Source organism: Klebsiella sp. K47 (assembly GCF_051858335.1).
GTDB classification, from domain to species: Bacteria; Pseudomonadota; Gammaproteobacteria; order Enterobacterales; family Enterobacteriaceae; genus Klebsiella; species Klebsiella pneumoniae.
On sequence record NZ_JBPYUI010000018.1, the window covers coordinates 79,763 to 95,807 of the forward strand.

General features: G+C 57.5%; 17 protein-coding genes. 13 read left to right on the plus strand and 4 right to left on the minus strand.

Features of this window, described 5'->3' with window-relative positions; all coding sequences use genetic code 11:
- The first annotated feature begins 5 nt into the window (after positions 1 to 5).
- Complete coding sequence (locus tag RRF55_RS17760) at positions 6 to 953, plus strand: quinone oxidoreductase family protein (protein WP_021312928.1); 948 nt, start codon at positions 6 to 8, stop codon at positions 951 to 953.
- A 108-nt stretch (positions 954 to 1,061) separates the two neighbouring features.
- Here RRF55_RS17760 and RRF55_RS17765 read toward each other — a convergent pair whose 3' ends face one another.
- Entirely contained in the window at positions 1,062 to 1,262 is a 201-nt protein-coding gene (locus tag RRF55_RS17765) for a hypothetical protein (protein ID WP_004151911.1), read from the minus strand.
- Between the two features lie 118 nt (positions 1,263 to 1,380).
- On the opposite strand from RRF55_RS17765, the gene RRF55_RS17770 reads away from it, so the two are divergent.
- The 3 genes from RRF55_RS17770 (at position 1,381) to ybiX (ending at position 5,408) form a co-directional block, all read left to right on the plus strand.
- Positions 1,381 to 2,088, plus strand: coding sequence for an SDR family NAD(P)-dependent oxidoreductase (locus RRF55_RS17770; protein WP_032414809.1), 708 nt, complete (start codon positions 1,381 to 1,383; stop codon positions 2,086 to 2,088).
- A 308-nt stretch (positions 2,089 to 2,396) separates the two neighbouring features.
- Positions 2,397 to 4,682: a catecholate siderophore receptor Fiu gene (locus RRF55_RS17775; protein WP_130974909.1), complete on the plus strand. Its 2,286-nt coding sequence runs from the start codon at positions 2,397 to 2,399 to the stop codon at positions 4,680 to 4,682.
- 48 nt (positions 4,683 to 4,730) lie between these two features.
- The gene (ybiX, locus tag RRF55_RS17780; RefSeq protein WP_130974910.1) at positions 4,731 to 5,408 is read left to right on the plus strand and encodes a PKHD-type hydroxylase YbiX; all 678 of its coding nucleotides are present in this window, start codon (positions 4,731 to 4,733) and stop codon (positions 5,406 to 5,408) included.
- Between the two features lie 84 nt (positions 5,409 to 5,492).
- Here the strand turns inward: ybiX and ompW are convergent, their stop codons facing one another.
- Positions 5,493 to 6,131, minus strand: a complete 639-nt coding sequence (gene ompW, locus RRF55_RS17785; protein WP_002901634.1) for an outer membrane protein OmpW — start codon at positions 6,129 to 6,131, stop codon at positions 5,493 to 5,495.
- A gap of 269 nt (positions 6,132 to 6,400) precedes the next feature.
- Here ompW and RRF55_RS17790 point away from each other — a divergent pair, with 269 nt between their 5' ends.
- From RRF55_RS17790 to yciA, 5 genes are all read left to right on the plus strand, one after another.
- Positions 6,401 to 6,814: a YkgJ family cysteine cluster protein gene (locus tag RRF55_RS17790; protein ID WP_002901633.1), complete on the plus strand. Its 414-nt coding sequence runs from the start codon at positions 6,401 to 6,403 to the stop codon at positions 6,812 to 6,814.
- Between the two features lie 25 nt (positions 6,815 to 6,839).
- Positions 6,840 to 7,583, plus strand: a complete 744-nt coding sequence (locus RRF55_RS17795; protein WP_002901632.1) for a YciC family protein — start codon at positions 6,840 to 6,842, stop codon at positions 7,581 to 7,583.
- Between the two features lie 54 nt (positions 7,584 to 7,637).
- Entirely contained in the window at positions 7,638 to 8,177 is a 540-nt protein-coding gene (locus tag RRF55_RS17800; RefSeq protein ID WP_002901631.1) for a septation protein A, read from the plus strand.
- Between the two features lie 271 nt (positions 8,178 to 8,448).
- The gene (locus RRF55_RS17805; protein WP_023283572.1) at positions 8,449 to 10,632 is read left to right on the plus strand and encodes a TonB-dependent siderophore receptor; all 2,184 of its coding nucleotides are present in this window, start codon (positions 8,449 to 8,451) and stop codon (positions 10,630 to 10,632) included.
- 99 nt (positions 10,633 to 10,731) lie between these two features.
- Positions 10,732 to 11,130: an acyl-CoA thioester hydrolase YciA gene (yciA, locus tag RRF55_RS17810; protein WP_002901629.1), complete on the plus strand. Its 399-nt coding sequence runs from the start codon at positions 10,732 to 10,734 to the stop codon at positions 11,128 to 11,130.
- A 29-nt stretch (positions 11,131 to 11,159) separates the two neighbouring features.
- Here yciA and RRF55_RS17815 read toward each other — a convergent pair whose 3' ends face one another.
- The gene (locus RRF55_RS17815; protein WP_002901627.1) at positions 11,160 to 11,696 is read right to left on the minus strand and encodes a YniB family protein; all 537 of its coding nucleotides are present in this window, start codon (positions 11,694 to 11,696) and stop codon (positions 11,160 to 11,162) included.
- Positions 11,697 to 11,884: 188 nt separating this feature from the next.
- On the opposite strand from RRF55_RS17815, the gene hxpB reads away from it, so the two are divergent.
- The 4 genes from hxpB (at position 11,885) to RRF55_RS17835 (ending at position 15,673) form a co-directional block, all read left to right on the plus strand.
- Positions 11,885 to 12,553 carry a hexitol phosphatase HxpB gene (hxpB, locus tag RRF55_RS17820; protein ID WP_004140335.1) on the plus strand — a complete coding sequence of 223 codons (669 nt, stop codon included), beginning with the start codon at positions 11,885 to 11,887 and terminating at the stop codon, positions 12,551 to 12,553.
- A gap of 149 nt (positions 12,554 to 12,702) precedes the next feature.
- Positions 12,703 to 13,464 (plus strand): 2-dehydro-3-deoxy-D-gluconate 5-dehydrogenase KduD, encoded by a 762-nt coding sequence (kduD, locus tag RRF55_RS17825; protein WP_004176511.1) that lies wholly within the window; start codon positions 12,703 to 12,705, stop codon positions 13,462 to 13,464.
- A gap of 91 nt (positions 13,465 to 13,555) precedes the next feature.
- Positions 13,556 to 14,146: a metal-dependent hydrolase gene (locus RRF55_RS17830; protein ID WP_002901611.1), complete on the plus strand. Its 591-nt coding sequence runs from the start codon at positions 13,556 to 13,558 to the stop codon at positions 14,144 to 14,146.
- Positions 14,147 to 14,281: 135 nt separating this feature from the next.
- Entirely contained in the window at positions 14,282 to 15,673 is a 1,392-nt protein-coding gene (locus tag RRF55_RS17835) for an L-cystine transporter (RefSeq protein ID WP_004151918.1), read from the plus strand.
- A gap of 59 nt (positions 15,674 to 15,732) precedes the next feature.
- Here RRF55_RS17835 and cedA read toward each other — a convergent pair whose 3' ends face one another.
- Entirely contained in the window at positions 15,733 to 15,987 is a 255-nt protein-coding gene (gene cedA / locus RRF55_RS17840; protein WP_008807754.1) for a cell division activator CedA, read from the minus strand.
- Positions 15,988 to 16,045: the final 58 nt, after the last annotated feature.

Below are 16,045 nucleotides of genomic sequence, written 5' to 3' on the forward strand. Positions count from 1 at the left end.
AATTTATGAAAGCAGCCGTGATTTTTGATCTCGCAGAAGGCCCGGTTTGGGCCGATTTTATCGACCCGCAGCCCGCGCCCGGCCAGACGCTCATTGACGTCCGCGCCGCCGCGCTGAGCCATGTGGTTAAGGCCCGCGCATCCGGACGCCATTACAGCTTCGACGGCAATCTGCCCTTTGTGCCCGGTATCGATGGCGTCGGCACCACACCTCAGGGCCAGCGCGTCTACTTCGCCTTCCCCACCGCCCCCTTCGGCAGTATGGCGCAGCGGGCGCCGGTCGCCCTGCAGAATTGTCTGCCGCTGCCGGATGCGCTCGATGATATCCAGGCGGCGGCGATGGCCAACCCCGGTATGTCCGCGTGGGCATCGCTGGTGACACGCGCCCAGCTTCAGGCCGGCGAAACGGTGCTGATTAACGGCGCCACCGGCAGCGCCGGTCAGTTGGCGGTGCAGATTGCCCGCTATCTGGGGGCGAAAAAAATCATTGCAACCGGGCGCAATGCGCAGTCGCTCGCGGCGCTGGACGCCGATGAGTGTATTCAGTTAACCGCTGATGATAAAACCTTGAGCGGGCAATTTTCAGCGGTCAGCGCCGCGCAGATCGATGTGGTCATCGATTACCTGTGGGGACACAGCGCGGAATTATTATTGCCGGCACTGGCGAAATATACCCCTGCCGGCAGTCCGGTGCGCTATGTGCAGGTGGGTTCCCTGGCTGGCGCCGATATCGCATTAAATGGCGCAGTGCTGCGTTCCGCCCCGCTCCTGCTGATGGGCAGCGGGATCGGTAGCCTGTCGGTATCGCAACTGCTGGCGGCGACCGGTGAAATGCTGCAGGCGGCGGTGCCGGGGAAATTGACCATCGCCACCACCCCGCGGCCACTGCAGGAGATCGCGGCGGCCTGGCCGCAGGACGACAGCCAGAAGCGCACGGTTTTCACCCTCGGATAAAAAATCGCTTCCGCACAAAAGATGGGGTTGATATCTTAAATGAGAAATATTATCTTTCTCATCACTGAATAGTTGAGTAAATCACTCGGGTATTCAGTACGACATTGCTCACATTGCTTCCAGTATTTTTGCCCGCACTTGTGCGGGCTTTTTTTTACTCGCGACACACCTCACGCACCCGCTGCCGCAGCCAGCGGTGGCCGGGGCCTGCTCCAGACGCGGATGCCACGCCTGCGAAACCGTAATCACCTCGGTACTGACCGGCAGCGGATCGAGGGCCGCCAGCAAATTAAAATCGGGATCGTTCATTATCGCTCCAGTCGCCAGACAGGGCGTTTGCTGCAAGATATGAGTGCACTGGCGGCGTCTTCCGCCCGATCTCGGGCCTGATTATAGTGAAGACCTCCTTTCTGCAGCGAGAAACATCATGAAATCCGATCAGCACAACACTATCCTCATCGTCGGCGCCTCGCGCGGCCTTGGCCATGCTATGGCGGCGACGTTCCTGCAGCACGGCTGGGAGGTCATCGGCACCGTGCGCGATTTATCATCCCACACGCCGCTCCACGACCTGGCCAAGACGCATCCCCTGCGGCTACGCCTGGCGACGCTCGACATCCGCGATGAAGCCCAGCTGGCCGCGCTGCAGGCGACGCTTCCCCCGGCAAGCCTCGATATGCTGTTTGTCAACGCCGGTACCACCAATCGTGACCCATCGCAGACCATTGGCGACGTCTCCACCGAGGAGTTTTACCAGGTGATGCTCACAAACGCCCTGGCGCCGATGCGGGTTATCGAGCGCCTGCAGCAGGCAGTTAAACTGCAGGGGCTGCTCGGCGTGATGTCCTCCGGCCAGGGGAGTCTGACCAATAACCTTACCGGCCAGCGGGAACTCTATCGCGGGAGTAAAGCTGCGCTGAATATGTTCATGCGCAGCTTCGCCGCTCGCCCCTCCTCGGCCTCCCATCCGCTGGTGGTGATGGCCCCGGGATGGATCCGCACCGAGCTCGGCGGGGCAGATGCCCCGCTGACCATCGAAGAGACGATCCCACGCCTGGTGAACGTCCTGCTCGACAAACGGCAACGTCCGGGACTGGAGTATCTCGATTACCAGGGCCGTACCGTGCCCTGGTGATCCGTGCCGGAACAACCATCATATGGCCGCCCGGAAGTTAACCCCGCCCGGCGCGGCTTGCTACCGACCTTATTCTGCAGCACTTTCCCTATATTCCCGCTTTATCGTTCAAAAAATGTGAATTATGTAAATCGAAGTGAAGAAAGTTGTTTTAAGGTCAACTTTTCTATGTAAATATTAAGGCAAATGATAACTATTCTTTTTATCATTTATAGAATCACACCGGGTCAGCGCAAGCCAGACGACGAATAACGTCCTTTTGCGCGGTGTGATATGTGCTCATAACAAAAAGTAAGCCTGCATTTATCATGGAAAAAAACGCTTCTCTGCCTTTCGGCAGTTTCAACTCATTGGCATTGTTTACAGGTCTGTGTCTGGGAGCCTCGCCGGCAGCAGGCATCGCAGCGGAAAATTCGGTCAAAAATAGTGAAGAGACGCTGGTAGTGGAAGCCGCTCCGCCTTCACTCTACTCCCCCGGCGCTTCCGCCGATCCCAAGTTCAATAAACCGCTGGTCGATACCACCCGCACCATCACCGTGATCCCGGAACAGGTGATTAAAGATCAGGGCGTCACCAACCTGACTGACGCCCTCAAAAACGTTCCCGGCGTCGGGGCGTTTTATGCCGGGGAGAATGGCAGCTCAACCACCGGGGATGCCATCTTTATGCGCGGCGTGGATACCTCTAACAGCATCTATGTGGACGGCATTCGCGACATCGGCAGCGTGACGCGCGATACCTTCAATACCCAGCAGGTGGAAGTCATCAAAGGGCCCGCCGGCACGGACTATGGCCGCAGCGCGCCCTCCGGCTCGATCAATATGATCAGCAAGCAGCCGCGCCTTGACTCCGGGATCGACGGCTCGGCCAGCATCGGCAGCGCCTGGTCGCGCCGGGGCACTCTCGACCTGAACCAGGCGTTTAGCGACAACGCTGCGTTCCGTCTGAACCTGATGGGGGAAAAAACCCATGACGCTGGTCGGGACCGCATTGAAAACGAACGCTATGGCATCGCACCGTCGCTAGCCTTGGGCCTTGATACCCCAACTCGTCTGTATCTGAACTATCTGCACGTCCGGCAGAACAACACCCCGGATGGCGGGATCCCTACCGTCGGCCTGCCGGGCTATTCGGCGCCTTCGCCGAAGTATGCCGCACTCAACTCCACCGGGAAGGTCGATACCAGCAATTTCTATGGCACCGACTCCGATTACGATAAATCTACTACCGACAGCGGTACCCTGCGCTTCGAACACGATCTGACGGAGAATACCACCGTGCGCAATACCACCCGCTGGTCGCGAGTGAAACAGGAGTATCTTTTGACCGCGGTGATGGGCGGCGCGAACAATATCACCGCCCCCGATATCAATGACGTCAACACCTGGAGCTGGTCGCGTCTGGTTAATACCAAAGATGTCAGCAACCGCATTCTGACCAACCAGACCAATATCACCTCGACCTTCGATACTGGCTCGATAGGCCATGACGTCAGCGCCGGCGTGGAGTTTACCCGGGAAAACCAGACCAACTATGGCGTTAACGCCAGGACCGCGCCGGCGGTGAATCTCTACCATCCGGTGAGCAACCTGTCGATTGGCGGGTTGGACAGAAACGGGGCGAACGCCAACGGCCAGACCGATACCTTCGGGATTTATGCCTTTGATACGCTGACGCTGACCGAGCGGATTGAGATCAACGGCGGGCTGCGTCTCGACAATTACCATACCAAATATGACAGCGCCACCGCCTGCGGCGGCAGCGGACGCGGGGCTATCGCCTGCCCGCCCGGACAGTCGACCGGCAGCCCGGTCACCACTGTCGATACCGCTAAATCCGGCAATCTGGTTAACTGGAAAGCCGGGGCGCTGTACCGCTTAACCGAGCAGGGCAATGTCTACGTCAACTACGCCATCTCACAGCAGCCGCCGGGAGGCAGCAGCTTCGCCCTGGCCGCCAGCGGCAGCGGCAACAGCGCTAACCGAACCGACTTTAAGCCGCAGAAGGCAAAATCCAGCGAGCTGGGCACCAAGTGGCAAATCTTCGACAACCGTCTGCTGCTCAGCGCGGCATTATTCCGCACCGATATTGAAAACGAAGTGGCCGCCAACGATGACGGAACCTGGTCGCAGTACGGCAAAAAGCGCGTGGAGGGGTATGAACTCTCCGCGACCGGAAACCTGACCCCGGACTGGACGATTATCGCCGGCTACACTCAGCAGCATGCGACAGTGACGGAGGGACAGAACGTTGCACAGGATGGATCTTCCGCCCTGGCCTACACCCCGAAACATGCCTTTACGCTGTGGACGCAGTATCAGGCCACCAGCGATCTGTCCGTCGGCGGCGGTGTGCGCTATGTCGGAAGCCTGCGCCGGGGCAGCGATGGTGCGGTCGGTACCCCGGATCACACCGAGGGCTACTGGGTTGCCGACGCCAAACTGGGCTATCGGGTCAACAGCAACCTCGATCTGCAGCTCAATATGTATAACCTGTTTGATACCGATTACGTGGCCTCCATCAACAAGAGCGGCTATCGCTATCATCCGGGCGAACCCCGGACCTTTATGCTGACGGCGAACGTCCATTTCTGAGTCTGCGCGTGGGGCCGTTGCGCCCCACTTTTTAGAGAGAACACCGCGATGATGTATCACATTCCTGACGTGCTATCGACAGACCAGGTGGCGGAATTTACCCGGCAACTGGCGCAGGCCGAGTGGGTCGACGGGCGGGTTACGGTGGGTAGCCAGGGGGCGGCCGTCAAACAGAACCAGCAGATCGATACCCGAACGCCGCTGTATGCCCGCCTGCAGGCCGCTGTGCTCGATATGCTGCGCGGCCATCCGCAGTTTTTTTCCGCCGCGCTGCCGCGGACGATTTCCGCGCCGTTGTTTAACCGCTATGGGCCAGGGGAGACCTATGGTTTTCACGTCGATGGCGCCGTTCGCCAGAACGGCGAGGCTGGCTGGATGCGCACTGATCTGTCAGCGACGCTGTTCCTTTGCGATCCGGAGAGCTATGAGGGTGGCGAACTGGTGATTGAAGACACCTATGGCCAACATCGGGTGAAGCTCCCGGCCGGGCATCTGGTGCTCTATCCCGCCAGCAGCCTGCACTGCGTCACCCCGGTCACCCGCGGCGTCCGCCAGGCCTCTTTCCTGTGGATCCAGTCGATGGTCCGCGACGATAAGCAGCGTGCGATGCTTTACAACCTGGACCGCACCATCCAGTCTCTGAAGGCCCGCTTTGGCGACGGAGAAGAGGTCCTCTCCCTGCTCAACATGTATCACAACCTGCTGCGCCAGTGGACGGAAGTGTGATCCGCTGTTGATGACAGAGGCTTGCGGCAGACAGGTGTGACGAGACAATGAACTGGCCATCCGTTGGCCAGTTTACAGAAGAATTTAGAACCGATAGCCTGCGGAGAACATAAACACCCACGGATCCAGACGGGTGCTGACTTTCTGGTCCACGCCGCCGGCTTTGAATTTCACATCGGTATCGATATCCATGTACCACACCGACATATTCAGCAGCCAGTCGCGGTTAATCAGATAATCGAGGCCGACCTGCCCCGCCGCGCCCCAGGAGTCCTTCAGGCTCAGATCGGAAAGCCCGGCCGCCTTGCCGGTATCGTTAAAGTCTTCATTAAAGAAGGTGGTGTAGTTGATACCGGCCCCCACGTACGGGCGCACCTTGCTTTGCGCATCGCCAAAGTACCACTGCGCCATCAGGGTGGGCGGCAGCTGATGGACGGTGGCGATAGTCCCGGTTGGCCCGGTGCCGACCTTATGGCGGAACGGCGTCGCGGCAAGCAACTCCACGCCAATGTTATCGGTCGCCATATAGGTAAAGGTTAAACCCAGCTGGGTATTGTTACTGACGTTGAAACTGCCAAGGCTGCCTAACACATTGTCAGAGCCCTCCGTCGGTCGGACGGTGGCGGTCCCGGCACGAATGAAAAACTCCCCCGCCTCATGCGCCCAGACGCTGCCGGTAGAAAGCGTGCCAAGAATCAATGCCGCCGCTGCTAACTTCTTCATATCCACTTCCTCATTATGGTTTTTCAGCGCGGCCAAATATACCTATAACGAGTTACGTTTGATCTGTTTTAGATCACACTAAGTCCTCAGATTTAACATTTATTGATCCAGATTAATTTTTGCTACCGATCGCAATGCCTTGAATTGTTCGCACATCAATTTTCACTTTTCGCGCAAAAATTTATTTCTGCCCCTCTTGCCGTCGCTGAGGCGGCTGGATAAGTTAACTGCCGACAATCTGTGTTGATGCGTTTTTTTCAGGTGTAATTATGAGTGAAATCAACCCGTGCATGACGTGCGGTGCCTGTTGTGCGTATTTTCGAGTCTCTTTCTACTGGGCGGAAGCCGACGATGCGGGCGGCCTGGTGCCCTCCGCGCTGACCGAACCGCTGACCCCTTTCCTGCGCTGCATGAGCGGCACCAACCAGCGCCAGAGTCGCTGCGCGGCCCTGTCTGGCGATATCGGCGACGCCGTTCACTGCACTATTTATGAAAACCGGCCTTCGCCGTGTCGCGAATTCGCCATGTCCGGGGAAAATGGCGAGGAAAACGATGCCTGCAACCGGGCGCGGGCGCGCTACGGCCTGCCACCATTGCGGCCTCTTTACAAAGATATACCTGCCCTGACCGGCGCAGAGAGTGCTACGACGGAACGATTTGCGGTACAATCGCCGGCTAGTTAACACCTGCGACACTCAAGGAGAATGCATGTCTATCACGGCGAAGTCCGTCTACCGTGACACCGGGAATTTTTTTCGTAATCAGTTCATTACTATTTTACTGATTGCGCTGTTGTGCGCGTTTATTACGGTAGTACTTGGCCATGCCTTTTCACCCAGCGACGAGCAGCTGTCGATACTCAGCGAAGGCGATAACCTCGCCGGTAGCGCCGGGCTGTTCGAGCTGGTGCAGAACATGACGCCGGAGCAGCAGCAGGTTCTGCTGCGCGCCTCGGCGGCATCAACCTTCTCGGGTCTGGTAGGTAATGCGATCCTCGTCGGCGGCGTCCTGCTGCTGATCCAGCTGGTCTCCGCCGGTCATCGCGTTAGCGCCCTGCGCGCCATCGGCGCCTCGGCGCCGGTCCTGCCCAAGCTGCTGCTGCTGATCCTGTTCACCACCTTCCTGGTGCAGATGGGGATGATGCTGGTGCTGGTGCCCGGCGTGCTGTTGGCCATCGTGCTGGCCTTTGCGCCGATCATGCTGGTACAGGACAAAATGGGCATCCTCGGCGCCATGCGCAGCAGCATGCGCCTGGCGTGGGCCAATCTGCGGCTGGTGGCGCCGGCTATTATCGGTTGGCTGGTGGCGAAAACCCTGCTGTTACTGTTTGCTTCCAGCTTTGCCGCCCTGACGCCAAACGTCGGCGCGGTGGTGATTAATACCATCAGCAACCTGATTTCCGCCCTGTTGCTGATCTATTTATTTCGCGTGTATATGCTTATCCGCAGCTAATTTTAACCAGGACCGGGGCCTTCCCCGGTCCGTCCTGAAAGACGGGATCGATGTATGAAGCAGTTTCTGGATTTTTTACCGCTGGTGGTCTTCTTTGCCTTTTATAAGCTTTACGATATCTACGCCGCCACCACGGCGCTGATTGTGGCGACCGCCGTCGTGCTGATCTACAGCTGGGTGCGCTACCGGAAAGTGGAAAAAATGGCGCTGATCACCTTCGTGCTGGTGGCCGTCTTCGGCGGGTTAACCATCTTCTTCCATAATGATGAGTTTATTAAATGGAAGGTGACGGTGATCTATGCCCTGTTCGCCGGCGCGCTGCTGTTCAGCCAGTGGGTGATGAAAAAGCCGCTGATCCAGCGCATGCTGGGTAAAGAGCTGAGCCTGCCGCAGCAGGTCTGGTCGCGACTTAACCTGGCCTGGGCGGTGTTCTTTATTCTCTGCGGGCTGGCCAATATCTATATCGCCTTCTGGCTGCCGCAGAATATCTGGGTTAACTTTAAGGTCTTTGGTTTAACCGCCCTCACGCTGGTCTTTACCTTGCTGAGCGGGATCTACATCTACCGTCATATGCCGCAGGACGACCACCACTAACCCCTCCGCCGGCGCGCCATCGCGCGCCGCGCTCGCCCCCTATAAGCTTACTGCACTGGCAAACATTCCCTGCAACCACACAACCTCAGCGCATACGCTGACAGCTTCCCGGCCACACTGTGTAGGCTCTCTTCACGATTTCTCTCAACTGCATAAAAAGTTGCGGTAATTGTGAGGATTTTATGGAGATTCATCTCGTTACATTGTAATGATAATTGTTATCATTAATATTCTCGATATCATTTTGCATTGTTTTGAAAAGGATATTTACATGAGATCGCCGCAATATTCTGTGCCCACGACCCTGGCGCTGGTCATATCCAGTCTCCTCGCCCCTAACGCCTTTGCTGAAGAATCAGAACAAGATACCGAAACGATGATTGTGCGCAGTACGGCGGAAGAGGCGCTTAAGCAACAGCCCGGGGTGTCGATTATCACGGCTGAGGATATTGCTAAGCAGCCGCCGGTCAACGATCTCTCAGACATCATCCGTAAAATGCCCGGGGTGAACTTGACCGGCAACAGCGCCAGCGGCAGTCGGGGCAACAACCGCCAGATTGATATCCGCGGCATGGGGCCGGAGAACACCCTGATCCTGATAGATGGGGTACCGGTCACGTCACGTAACGCGGTTCGCTATAGCTGGCGCGGCGAACGCGATACCCGGGGCGACAGCAACTGGGTACCTGCCGAAATGGTCGAACGGATTGAAGTTCTCCGCGGTCCGGCAGCCGCGCGCTATGGTTCCGGCGCGGCGGGCGGAGTGGTCAATATCATTACCAAACGTCCGACCAACACCTGGCACGGTTCGCTGTCTTTCTTCACCAACCAGCCGGAAAACAACAAAGAAGGCACGACCAATCGCGCTAACTTCAATCTCAGCGGCCCACTGGCCGGCGAGGCGCTGACGATGCGCCTGTATGGCAATATCAATAAAACGGAACCCGACGCCTGGGATATTAACCATGCGCAAAACGGCTCTTACGCTGCGGGGCGCGAAGGGGTCCGCAATAAAGACATTAACGCGCTACTGTCATGGAAAATGACCCCGCAACAAATTCTCGATTTCAGCTACGCCTATAGCCGTCAGGGGAATATCTATGCTGGCGATACCCAGTACAGCAACGGCAATCTTAGCCCGAACGGGCTGGTGGACTCCCTGTACGGCCACGAAACTAATCGCCTCTATCGCCAGTCCTGGGGACTGACCTACAACGGTCTATGGGATTGGGGCCAGTCCAAAGCCGGTGTTTACTACGAGAAAACCAACAATACCCGCCTGCAGGAAGGCTCTACCGGCCGCGTCGAAGGCATGATCAACAGTGAAGATTATGCCACCAGCCGTCTGGAATCCTGGCGTACTACCTCGGAATTCAATGTGCCTTTCTTCTGGCTGGCGGACCAGACGCTGACGCTGGGAATGGAATGGAACCATGATCAGCTCGACGACCCGGCATCGATGCAGGCCACTAACAGCAACGGCGAGACTATCCCTGGGACCTCGGGCGACCCTACGCAACGCAGTACCAAAAACAGCGCCACCCTCACCGGTATCTATCTGGAAGATAATATCGAAGCCGTGCCCGGCACCAACCTGATCCCCGGCATTCGCTTCGATTATCATAATCAGTTTGGCAGTAACTGGAGCCCCAGCCTCAATCTGTCCCAGGAGCTCGGCGATATGGTCACGCTGAAGGCCGGTATCGCGCGCGTGTTTAAAGCGCCAAACCTCTATCAATCCAGTAAAGGCTATTTGCTCTCCACCCGCGGCAACGGTTGTCCAAACACGATCGCTGAAGGCAGCTGCTACCTGCTGGGTAACCCTGACCTCGACCCGGAGATCAGTATCAACAAAGAGATCGGTATCGAATTTAACCTTAATGGTTACGCTGCCGGGGTCACCTGGTTTCGCAACGATTACAAAAACAAAATCGTCTCCGGAACAGAGGTACTGGGCTATACCTCCAGCGGCAATAATATTTTGCAATGGCAGAACGGCGGCAAAGCCGTGGTCGAGGGGCTGGAAGGAAATCTGCTGATCCCGGTGCTGAGAGATGTCCTCAGCTGGCGGACCAATGCCACCTGGATGCTCAAATCTGAAAGTAAAGAGACAGGCAACCCGCTGTCGGTTATCCCGAAATATACCGTTAACACGATGCTCGACTGGCAGGTAAACGACGCCCTGTCTGCGAATGTGAACTGGACGCTTTATGGCCGTCAGAAGCCGCGTCAGTATGCGGAGATCCGCAACGAAACCGGGACCCTTGCCACCACTGAGGTTGGCGCCTATTCCATCGTGGGTATTGGTACTCAGTATCAGCTAAACCGGGATATTCGCCTGAATGCCGGAATAAGTAATCTATTTGATAAACAACTGTATCGCGAAAATGCCGGCGCCTCGACCTACAATGAGCCTGGCCGCGCGTATTACGCCGGCGTTACCCTCTCCTTCTGAACCACCGCGCCCGCGCCAGCGGGCGTATTCCCCTATTCTCACTGCGCTATTTTCATAGTAGCATCCCGCTGATCGTCTTTGACCACAACAGAGTAGAGCATGACAACAACAGATCTCGCCCCAAAGGGCGAAATGGTTTTACGCACCCTGGCAATGCCGGCGGATACCAATGCCAACGGGGATATTTTTGGCGGCTGGCTGATGTCGCAGATGGATATTGGCGGCGCCATTATGGCCAAAGAGATCGCCCAGGGTCGCGTGGTGACCGTGCGGGTGGATGGGATGACCTTTTTACGCCCGGTCGCCGTTGGCGACGTGGTGTGCTGCTACGCCCGCTGCGTGAAGCGCGGCAACACCTCGGTGACAATTAACATCGAAGTGTGGGTGAAAAAAGTCTCTTCAGAACCGATTGGCCAGCGCTACAAGGCGACGGAAGCGCTGTTTATCTACGTTGCCGTTGATAATCAGGGAAAACCACGTCCTCTGCCAGCGGAATAAGAAGGTGCCCGGCTTGCCGGGCACCTGACTTACAGAAAGCCCAGCAGCGAAAAGAAGAAGTAACCGATGACAATCACGATCACCGGCAGCACGTACAGTGGGAAATACTGCACCAGGATAGTATGGCGCGGTACCACAATGCGTTCAGCAAGCTGCTCGCGGGTTAACCCATCTGCGCCTTTGGCCTGTTCGAGGATCAGCTGATCCTCAATCCCCTCGCGGAGAAATTTCGCCTGCCGCGCCATTCGCGCGCCGGAAGCCTGCAGGGCCATGCCGACGAACACCAGAATGAAGATGATCCAGAAGCCGATGTTCAGGCTATGGTGAAAATCCGGCAGCGGCGAGTTGTACCAGAAAAAGTTCAGGAACGGCGTGTTAAAGCGCATCATCTCAATCATCACGTGCGCAAAATCCATCATTACCGCATCAATGCCGGGTTTCTTTTCACTGTGCTCATACATAAATTTGAGCACAGAAATCAGCGTCGACAGCACGGCGGGAATAAAGATAACCCATCCTAAAATGCGTTTGATAACCGCTATGCGTCCAGCTTGTTGGTACGTCATGAGTTCCCCTTGTTAAAGACGCGTTGGTGGTTCGCCTGCTGCCTGTTGCGTGGCGCTGGCTTCCCTCGCTCCCCCGAGTATGTCGGGTATAAGTCTATCTGCCACGGCGAATTTCGCCCAATAATGCGCGGTATGATATACCATGATTGCCGATTCGTTTATCTGATTACGCAACAGGAGAAGGACATATGTCAGCGAAGCGCCGCATTGAGGCCGCGATATTTGATATGGACGGGTTGCTGATTGACTCGGAGCCGCTCTGGGATCAGGCGGAGGTCGAGGTCATGGAGAGCCTGGGGGTGGATACCCGTCGCCGCGATGAACTGCCCGACCTGCTCGGTCTGCGAATCGACCTGGTGGTGGATCTGTGGTACGCGCAGCAGCCGTGGCACGGCGTAGACCGGGCGGAAGCTACCGCGCGCATTATTCGTCGCGCCATTGAGCTGGTGGAAGCCTCACGCCCGCTGCTGCCGGGCGTACGCGAGGCAGTGGCCCTGTGTAAAGCTCAGGGCTTAAAGGTGGGCCTGGCCTCGGCCTCGCCGCTGATGATGCTGGAGAAAGTGCTCGATATGTTTGAACTGCGCGACCAGTTTGATGCTCTCGCCTCTGCGGAGCATTTACCCTGGAGCAAACCGCACCCGCAGGTCTACCTCAACTGCGCCGCTGCCCTGGGAGTCGACCCGCAGCGCTGCGTCGCGCTGGAGGATTCGGTCAATGGCATGATCGCCAGCAAAGCCGCGCGCATGCGGTCTATCGTGGTGCCGGAAGCGGAGAACAGCCGCGACCCGCGCTTTGCGCTGGCGGACGTCAAGCTTCCGTCACTGCTGGCACTCACTGCTGAGAACTTGCTCGGTTAAGACCGCTGGCGGGTGCAACAATCGCTGTCACGCCGCCGGCAACAAAATCAAAACATTGTTTCATTTTAATTGTAATTTTGTTTTCCTCCCTCTATGCTGGTCACAGGTGGCGTCATCGTACGCCAGTAGATCAGCTGACAGAGGTGAATATGGTACTGAACGCCTTCGACCTGACGGGTAAGGTCGCCATCGTGACCGGTTGCGATACCGGCCTGGGACAGGGAATGACGCTGGGCCTGGCGCAGGCCGGGTGCGATATCGTCGGCATCAACCGTAAAATTCCCCATGATACGGCCGCCCAGGTGCTGGCGCTGGGCCGCCGCTTTCACGCCATTCAGGCGGATCTCAGCCAAGAGAATGATATGAGCGGTCTGGTCGACCAGGCGGTGGCGGCGATGGGCCGGGTCGATATTCTGGTCAACAACGCCGGAATTATCCGCCGCCATGATGCCCTGACCTTCACGGAAAGCGACTGGGACGCGGTGATCGACCTGAATCTCAAAGCGGTTTTCTTTCTCAGCCAGGCGGTCGCCAGGCAGTTCATTCGCCAGGGGGAAGGCGGGAAAATCATTAACATCGCCTCGATGCTCTCGTTTCAGGGCGGGATCCGCGTCCCCTCCTACACCGCCTCGAAAAGCGGCGTGCTGGGTTTGACCCGTCTGCTGGCTAACGAATGGGCTGGCCAGGGTATCAACGTCAACGCCATAGCGCCCGGGTATATGGCCACCAACAACACCCAGGCGCTGCGCGAAGATGAAGAGCGTAACCAGGCGATCCTCGAGCGCATTCCCGCTGGTCGCTGGGGAGCGCCGAAAGACCTGCAGGGGCCGGTGGTGTTTCTCGCCTCATCAGCGGCCGACTATATTAACGGCTATACGCTGGCCGTCGATGGCGGATGGCTGGCGCGCTGAGAGTTTGTGACAAAGAGTTACACCGTCACCTCTTCCGTACACTGTATAAAAACCCTATACTGTATGAATCGACAGTTTAGGGTGTGTTATCATGACGGCGGAAGGCCATCTCTTCTTTTCAATCGCCTGCGCAGTATTTGCCAAAAACGCAGAGTTAACGCCGGTGCTGGCGCAGGGCGACTGGTGGCATATTGTGCCCTCGGCTGTTTTGACCTGCCTGCTGCCGGACATCGATCACCCAAAGTCGTTTCTTGGCCAACGGCTGAGCTGGATCTCAAAGCCCGTGGCGCGGGCCTTTGGCCACCGCGGCTTCACCCACAGCCTGCTGGCCGTCTTTGGCGCGCTGACGCTGTTCTATCTGAAAGTGCCTGACAGCTGGATTGTCCCGGCAGACGCTCTCCAGGGCCTGGTGCTGGGCTATCTCAGCCACATTCTCGCCGATATGCTCACCCCCGCCGGTGTGCCGCTGCTGTGGCCCTGTCGCTGGCGCTTCCGGCTGCCGATCCTTGCGCCGCGCAAGGGCAATCAGCTCGAACGCGCCTTGTGTATGGCGCTGTTCGTCTATGCCGTCTGGATGCCGCAGACGCTGGCGGACAACAGCGCGATACGCTGGTCATCCGGGGTGATCAATTCCCTGCAGATCACCTTCAATCGCTTTATAAGTCACCAGAGTGGGCGATAAAGCGGCGGAAAACGCCATTTGGTTATAACCCATTCCATTTGAATATAAGTCCTTGATAACGCCTTCTGCTAACCTTGCCGTCATAAGAGCTGGTTATCCACCAGCCCAGGTTATAAAAATATCAGGAGAACGGGGATGAACTTTCCATTAATAGCGAACGTAGTCGTGTTCGCCGTATTACTGTTTGCGCTGGGGCAAACACGCCATAAACAGTGGAGCCTGGCCAGAAAAGTGCTGGTCGGTCTGGCGACTGGCGTGGTCTTTGGTCTGGCGCTGCAGCTGATCTACGGGTCTGACAGCCAGGTGCTGAAGGATTCCATCCAGTGGTTCAATATCGTCGGCAACGGTTACGTCCAGCTGCTGCAAATGATTGTTATGCCGCTGGTCTTCGCCTCCATCCTTAGCGCGGTGGCCCGCCTGCATAATGCCTCGCAGCTGGGGAAAATTAGCTTCCTGAGCATCGGTACTCTGTTGTTCACCACCCTGATCGCCGCCCTGGTTGGTGTGCTGGTGACCAATATGTTCGGCCTCACCGCCGAGGGTCTGGTCCAGGGCAGCGCGGAGACCGCCCGTCTGAACGCCATCCAGAGCAACTATGTGGGGAAAGTAGCGGATCTCAGCGTCCCGCAGCTGATCCTTTCCTTCGTGCCGAAGAACCCGTTTGCTGACCTGACCGGGGCTAACCCAACCTCCATCATCAGCATCGTCATTTTCTCGGCGTTCCTCGGCGTCGCAGCGCTTAAGTTGCTGAAAGAGGATGTGGAAAAAGGCCAGCGCGTGCTGACCGCGATCGATACCCTGCAGGGCTGGGTAATGAAGCTGGTTCGTCTGGTCATGCAGCTGACCCCTTACGGTGTGCTGGCCCTGATGACCAAAGTGGTTGCCGGGTCGAATTTGCAGGACATCATCAAGCTTGGCGGCTTCGTGGTAGCCTCGTACATTGCGCTGGGTATTATGTTTGTCGTCCACGGCCTGCTGCTGGCGATTAACGGCGTCAGCCCGCTGAAGTACTTCCGTAAAGTCTGGCCGGTGATCACCTTCGCCTTTACCAGCCGCTCCAGCGCCGCCTCCATTCCGCTGAACGTTGAGGCGCAAACCCGTCGTCTCGGCGTACCGGAGTCGATTGCCAGCTTCTCCGCCTCCTTTGGCGCCACCATCGGCCAGAACGGCTGCGCTGGTATCTATCCGGCAATGTTGGCGGTGATGGTCGCGCCGACCGTGGGCATCAACCCGCTGGATCCGATGTGGATTGCCACCCTCGTGGGCATCGTCACCGTCAGCTCGGCGGGCGTCGCCGGGGTGGGCGGCGGCGCGACCTTCGCCGCGCTGATCGTCCTGCCGGCGATGGGCCTGCCGGTGACCCTGGTAGCCCTGCTCATCTCCGTCGAACCGCTGATCGATATGGGGCGTACCGCGCTGAACGTTAACGGCTCAATGACCGCCGGGACGCTGACCAGCCAGTGGCTGCGCCAGACCGACAAGTCGATCTTCGATAGCGAGGAAGAAGCCGAACTGGCGCATCGCTAAACGGCAAGCACAAAAAAAACCGCTGATCATTCAGCGGTTTTTTTATTTCTGCAGCCGACTCAGGCTTCAATCTCACCTTCCTGACGCACCTGGTTAGCCCAGCGCTGCGCCGACTCCGGCACGCTGAATGCCGGTGAGCGACGGAAATGCTCCCCCATCAGCAGAAAAGCGACATACTTCCCGCGCAAAATCCAGACATCGCGAAAATGGTCCATTTTCACGGCATGTTCCGGGGGCGCAGGCTCCACGCGCGGCACGTAGCTAATGACAGGGCGATTTTGTTGGCGCAATGGTTTCATAACAAATGGATTCACTAAACATAGCGGGAAACAGAAACCTCTATCATAGCCGATTGTGGCCCCGTTCGTCGCC

What these genes read in the sequence shown, in the direction of transcription:
- RRF55_RS17795 (WP_002901632.1), top strand. Translation starts at nt 6,840, where the DNA reads ATGTCTATCACGGCGAAGTCCGTCTACCGTGACACCGGGAATTTTTTT.
- RRF55_RS17800 (WP_002901631.1), top strand. Translation starts at nt 7,638, where the DNA reads ATGAAGCAGTTTCTGGATTTTTTACCGCTGGTGGTCTTCTTTGCCTTT.
- hxpB (WP_004140335.1), top strand. Translation starts at nt 11,885, where the DNA reads ATGTCAGCGAAGCGCCGCATTGAGGCCGCGATATTTGATATGGACGGG.
- ybiX (WP_130974910.1), top strand. Translation starts at nt 4,731, where the DNA reads ATGATGTATCACATTCCTGACGTGCTATCGACAGACCAGGTGGCGGAA.
- kduD (WP_004176511.1), top strand. Translation starts at nt 12,703, where the DNA reads ATGGTACTGAACGCCTTCGACCTGACGGGTAAGGTCGCCATCGTGACC.
- ompW (WP_002901634.1), bottom strand. Translation starts at nt 6,131, where the DNA reads ATGAAGAAGTTAGCAGCGGCGGCATTGATTCTTGGCACGCTTTCTACC.
- RRF55_RS17815 (WP_002901627.1), bottom strand. Translation starts at nt 11,696, where the DNA reads ATGACGTACCAACAAGCTGGACGCATAGCGGTTATCAAACGCATTTTA.
- yciA (WP_002901629.1), top strand. Translation starts at nt 10,732, where the DNA reads ATGACAACAACAGATCTCGCCCCAAAGGGCGAAATGGTTTTACGCACC.
- RRF55_RS17775 (WP_130974909.1), top strand. Translation starts at nt 2,397, where the DNA reads ATGGAAAAAAACGCTTCTCTGCCTTTCGGCAGTTTCAACTCATTGGCA.
- RRF55_RS17790 (WP_002901633.1), top strand. Translation starts at nt 6,401, where the DNA reads ATGAGTGAAATCAACCCGTGCATGACGTGCGGTGCCTGTTGTGCGTAT.
- RRF55_RS17770 (WP_032414809.1), top strand. Translation starts at nt 1,381, where the DNA reads ATGAAATCCGATCAGCACAACACTATCCTCATCGTCGGCGCCTCGCGC.
- RRF55_RS17835 (WP_004151918.1), top strand. Translation starts at nt 14,282, where the DNA reads ATGAACTTTCCATTAATAGCGAACGTAGTCGTGTTCGCCGTATTACTG.
- RRF55_RS17805 (WP_023283572.1), top strand. Translation starts at nt 8,449, where the DNA reads ATGAGATCGCCGCAATATTCTGTGCCCACGACCCTGGCGCTGGTCATA.
- RRF55_RS17765 (WP_004151911.1), bottom strand. Translation starts at nt 1,262, where the DNA reads ATGAACGATCCCGATTTTAATTTGCTGGCGGCCCTCGATCCGCTGCCG.
- RRF55_RS17760 (WP_021312928.1), top strand. Translation starts at nt 6, where the DNA reads ATGAAAGCAGCCGTGATTTTTGATCTCGCAGAAGGCCCGGTTTGGGCC.
- RRF55_RS17830 (WP_002901611.1), top strand. Translation starts at nt 13,556, where the DNA reads ATGACGGCGGAAGGCCATCTCTTCTTTTCAATCGCCTGCGCAGTATTT.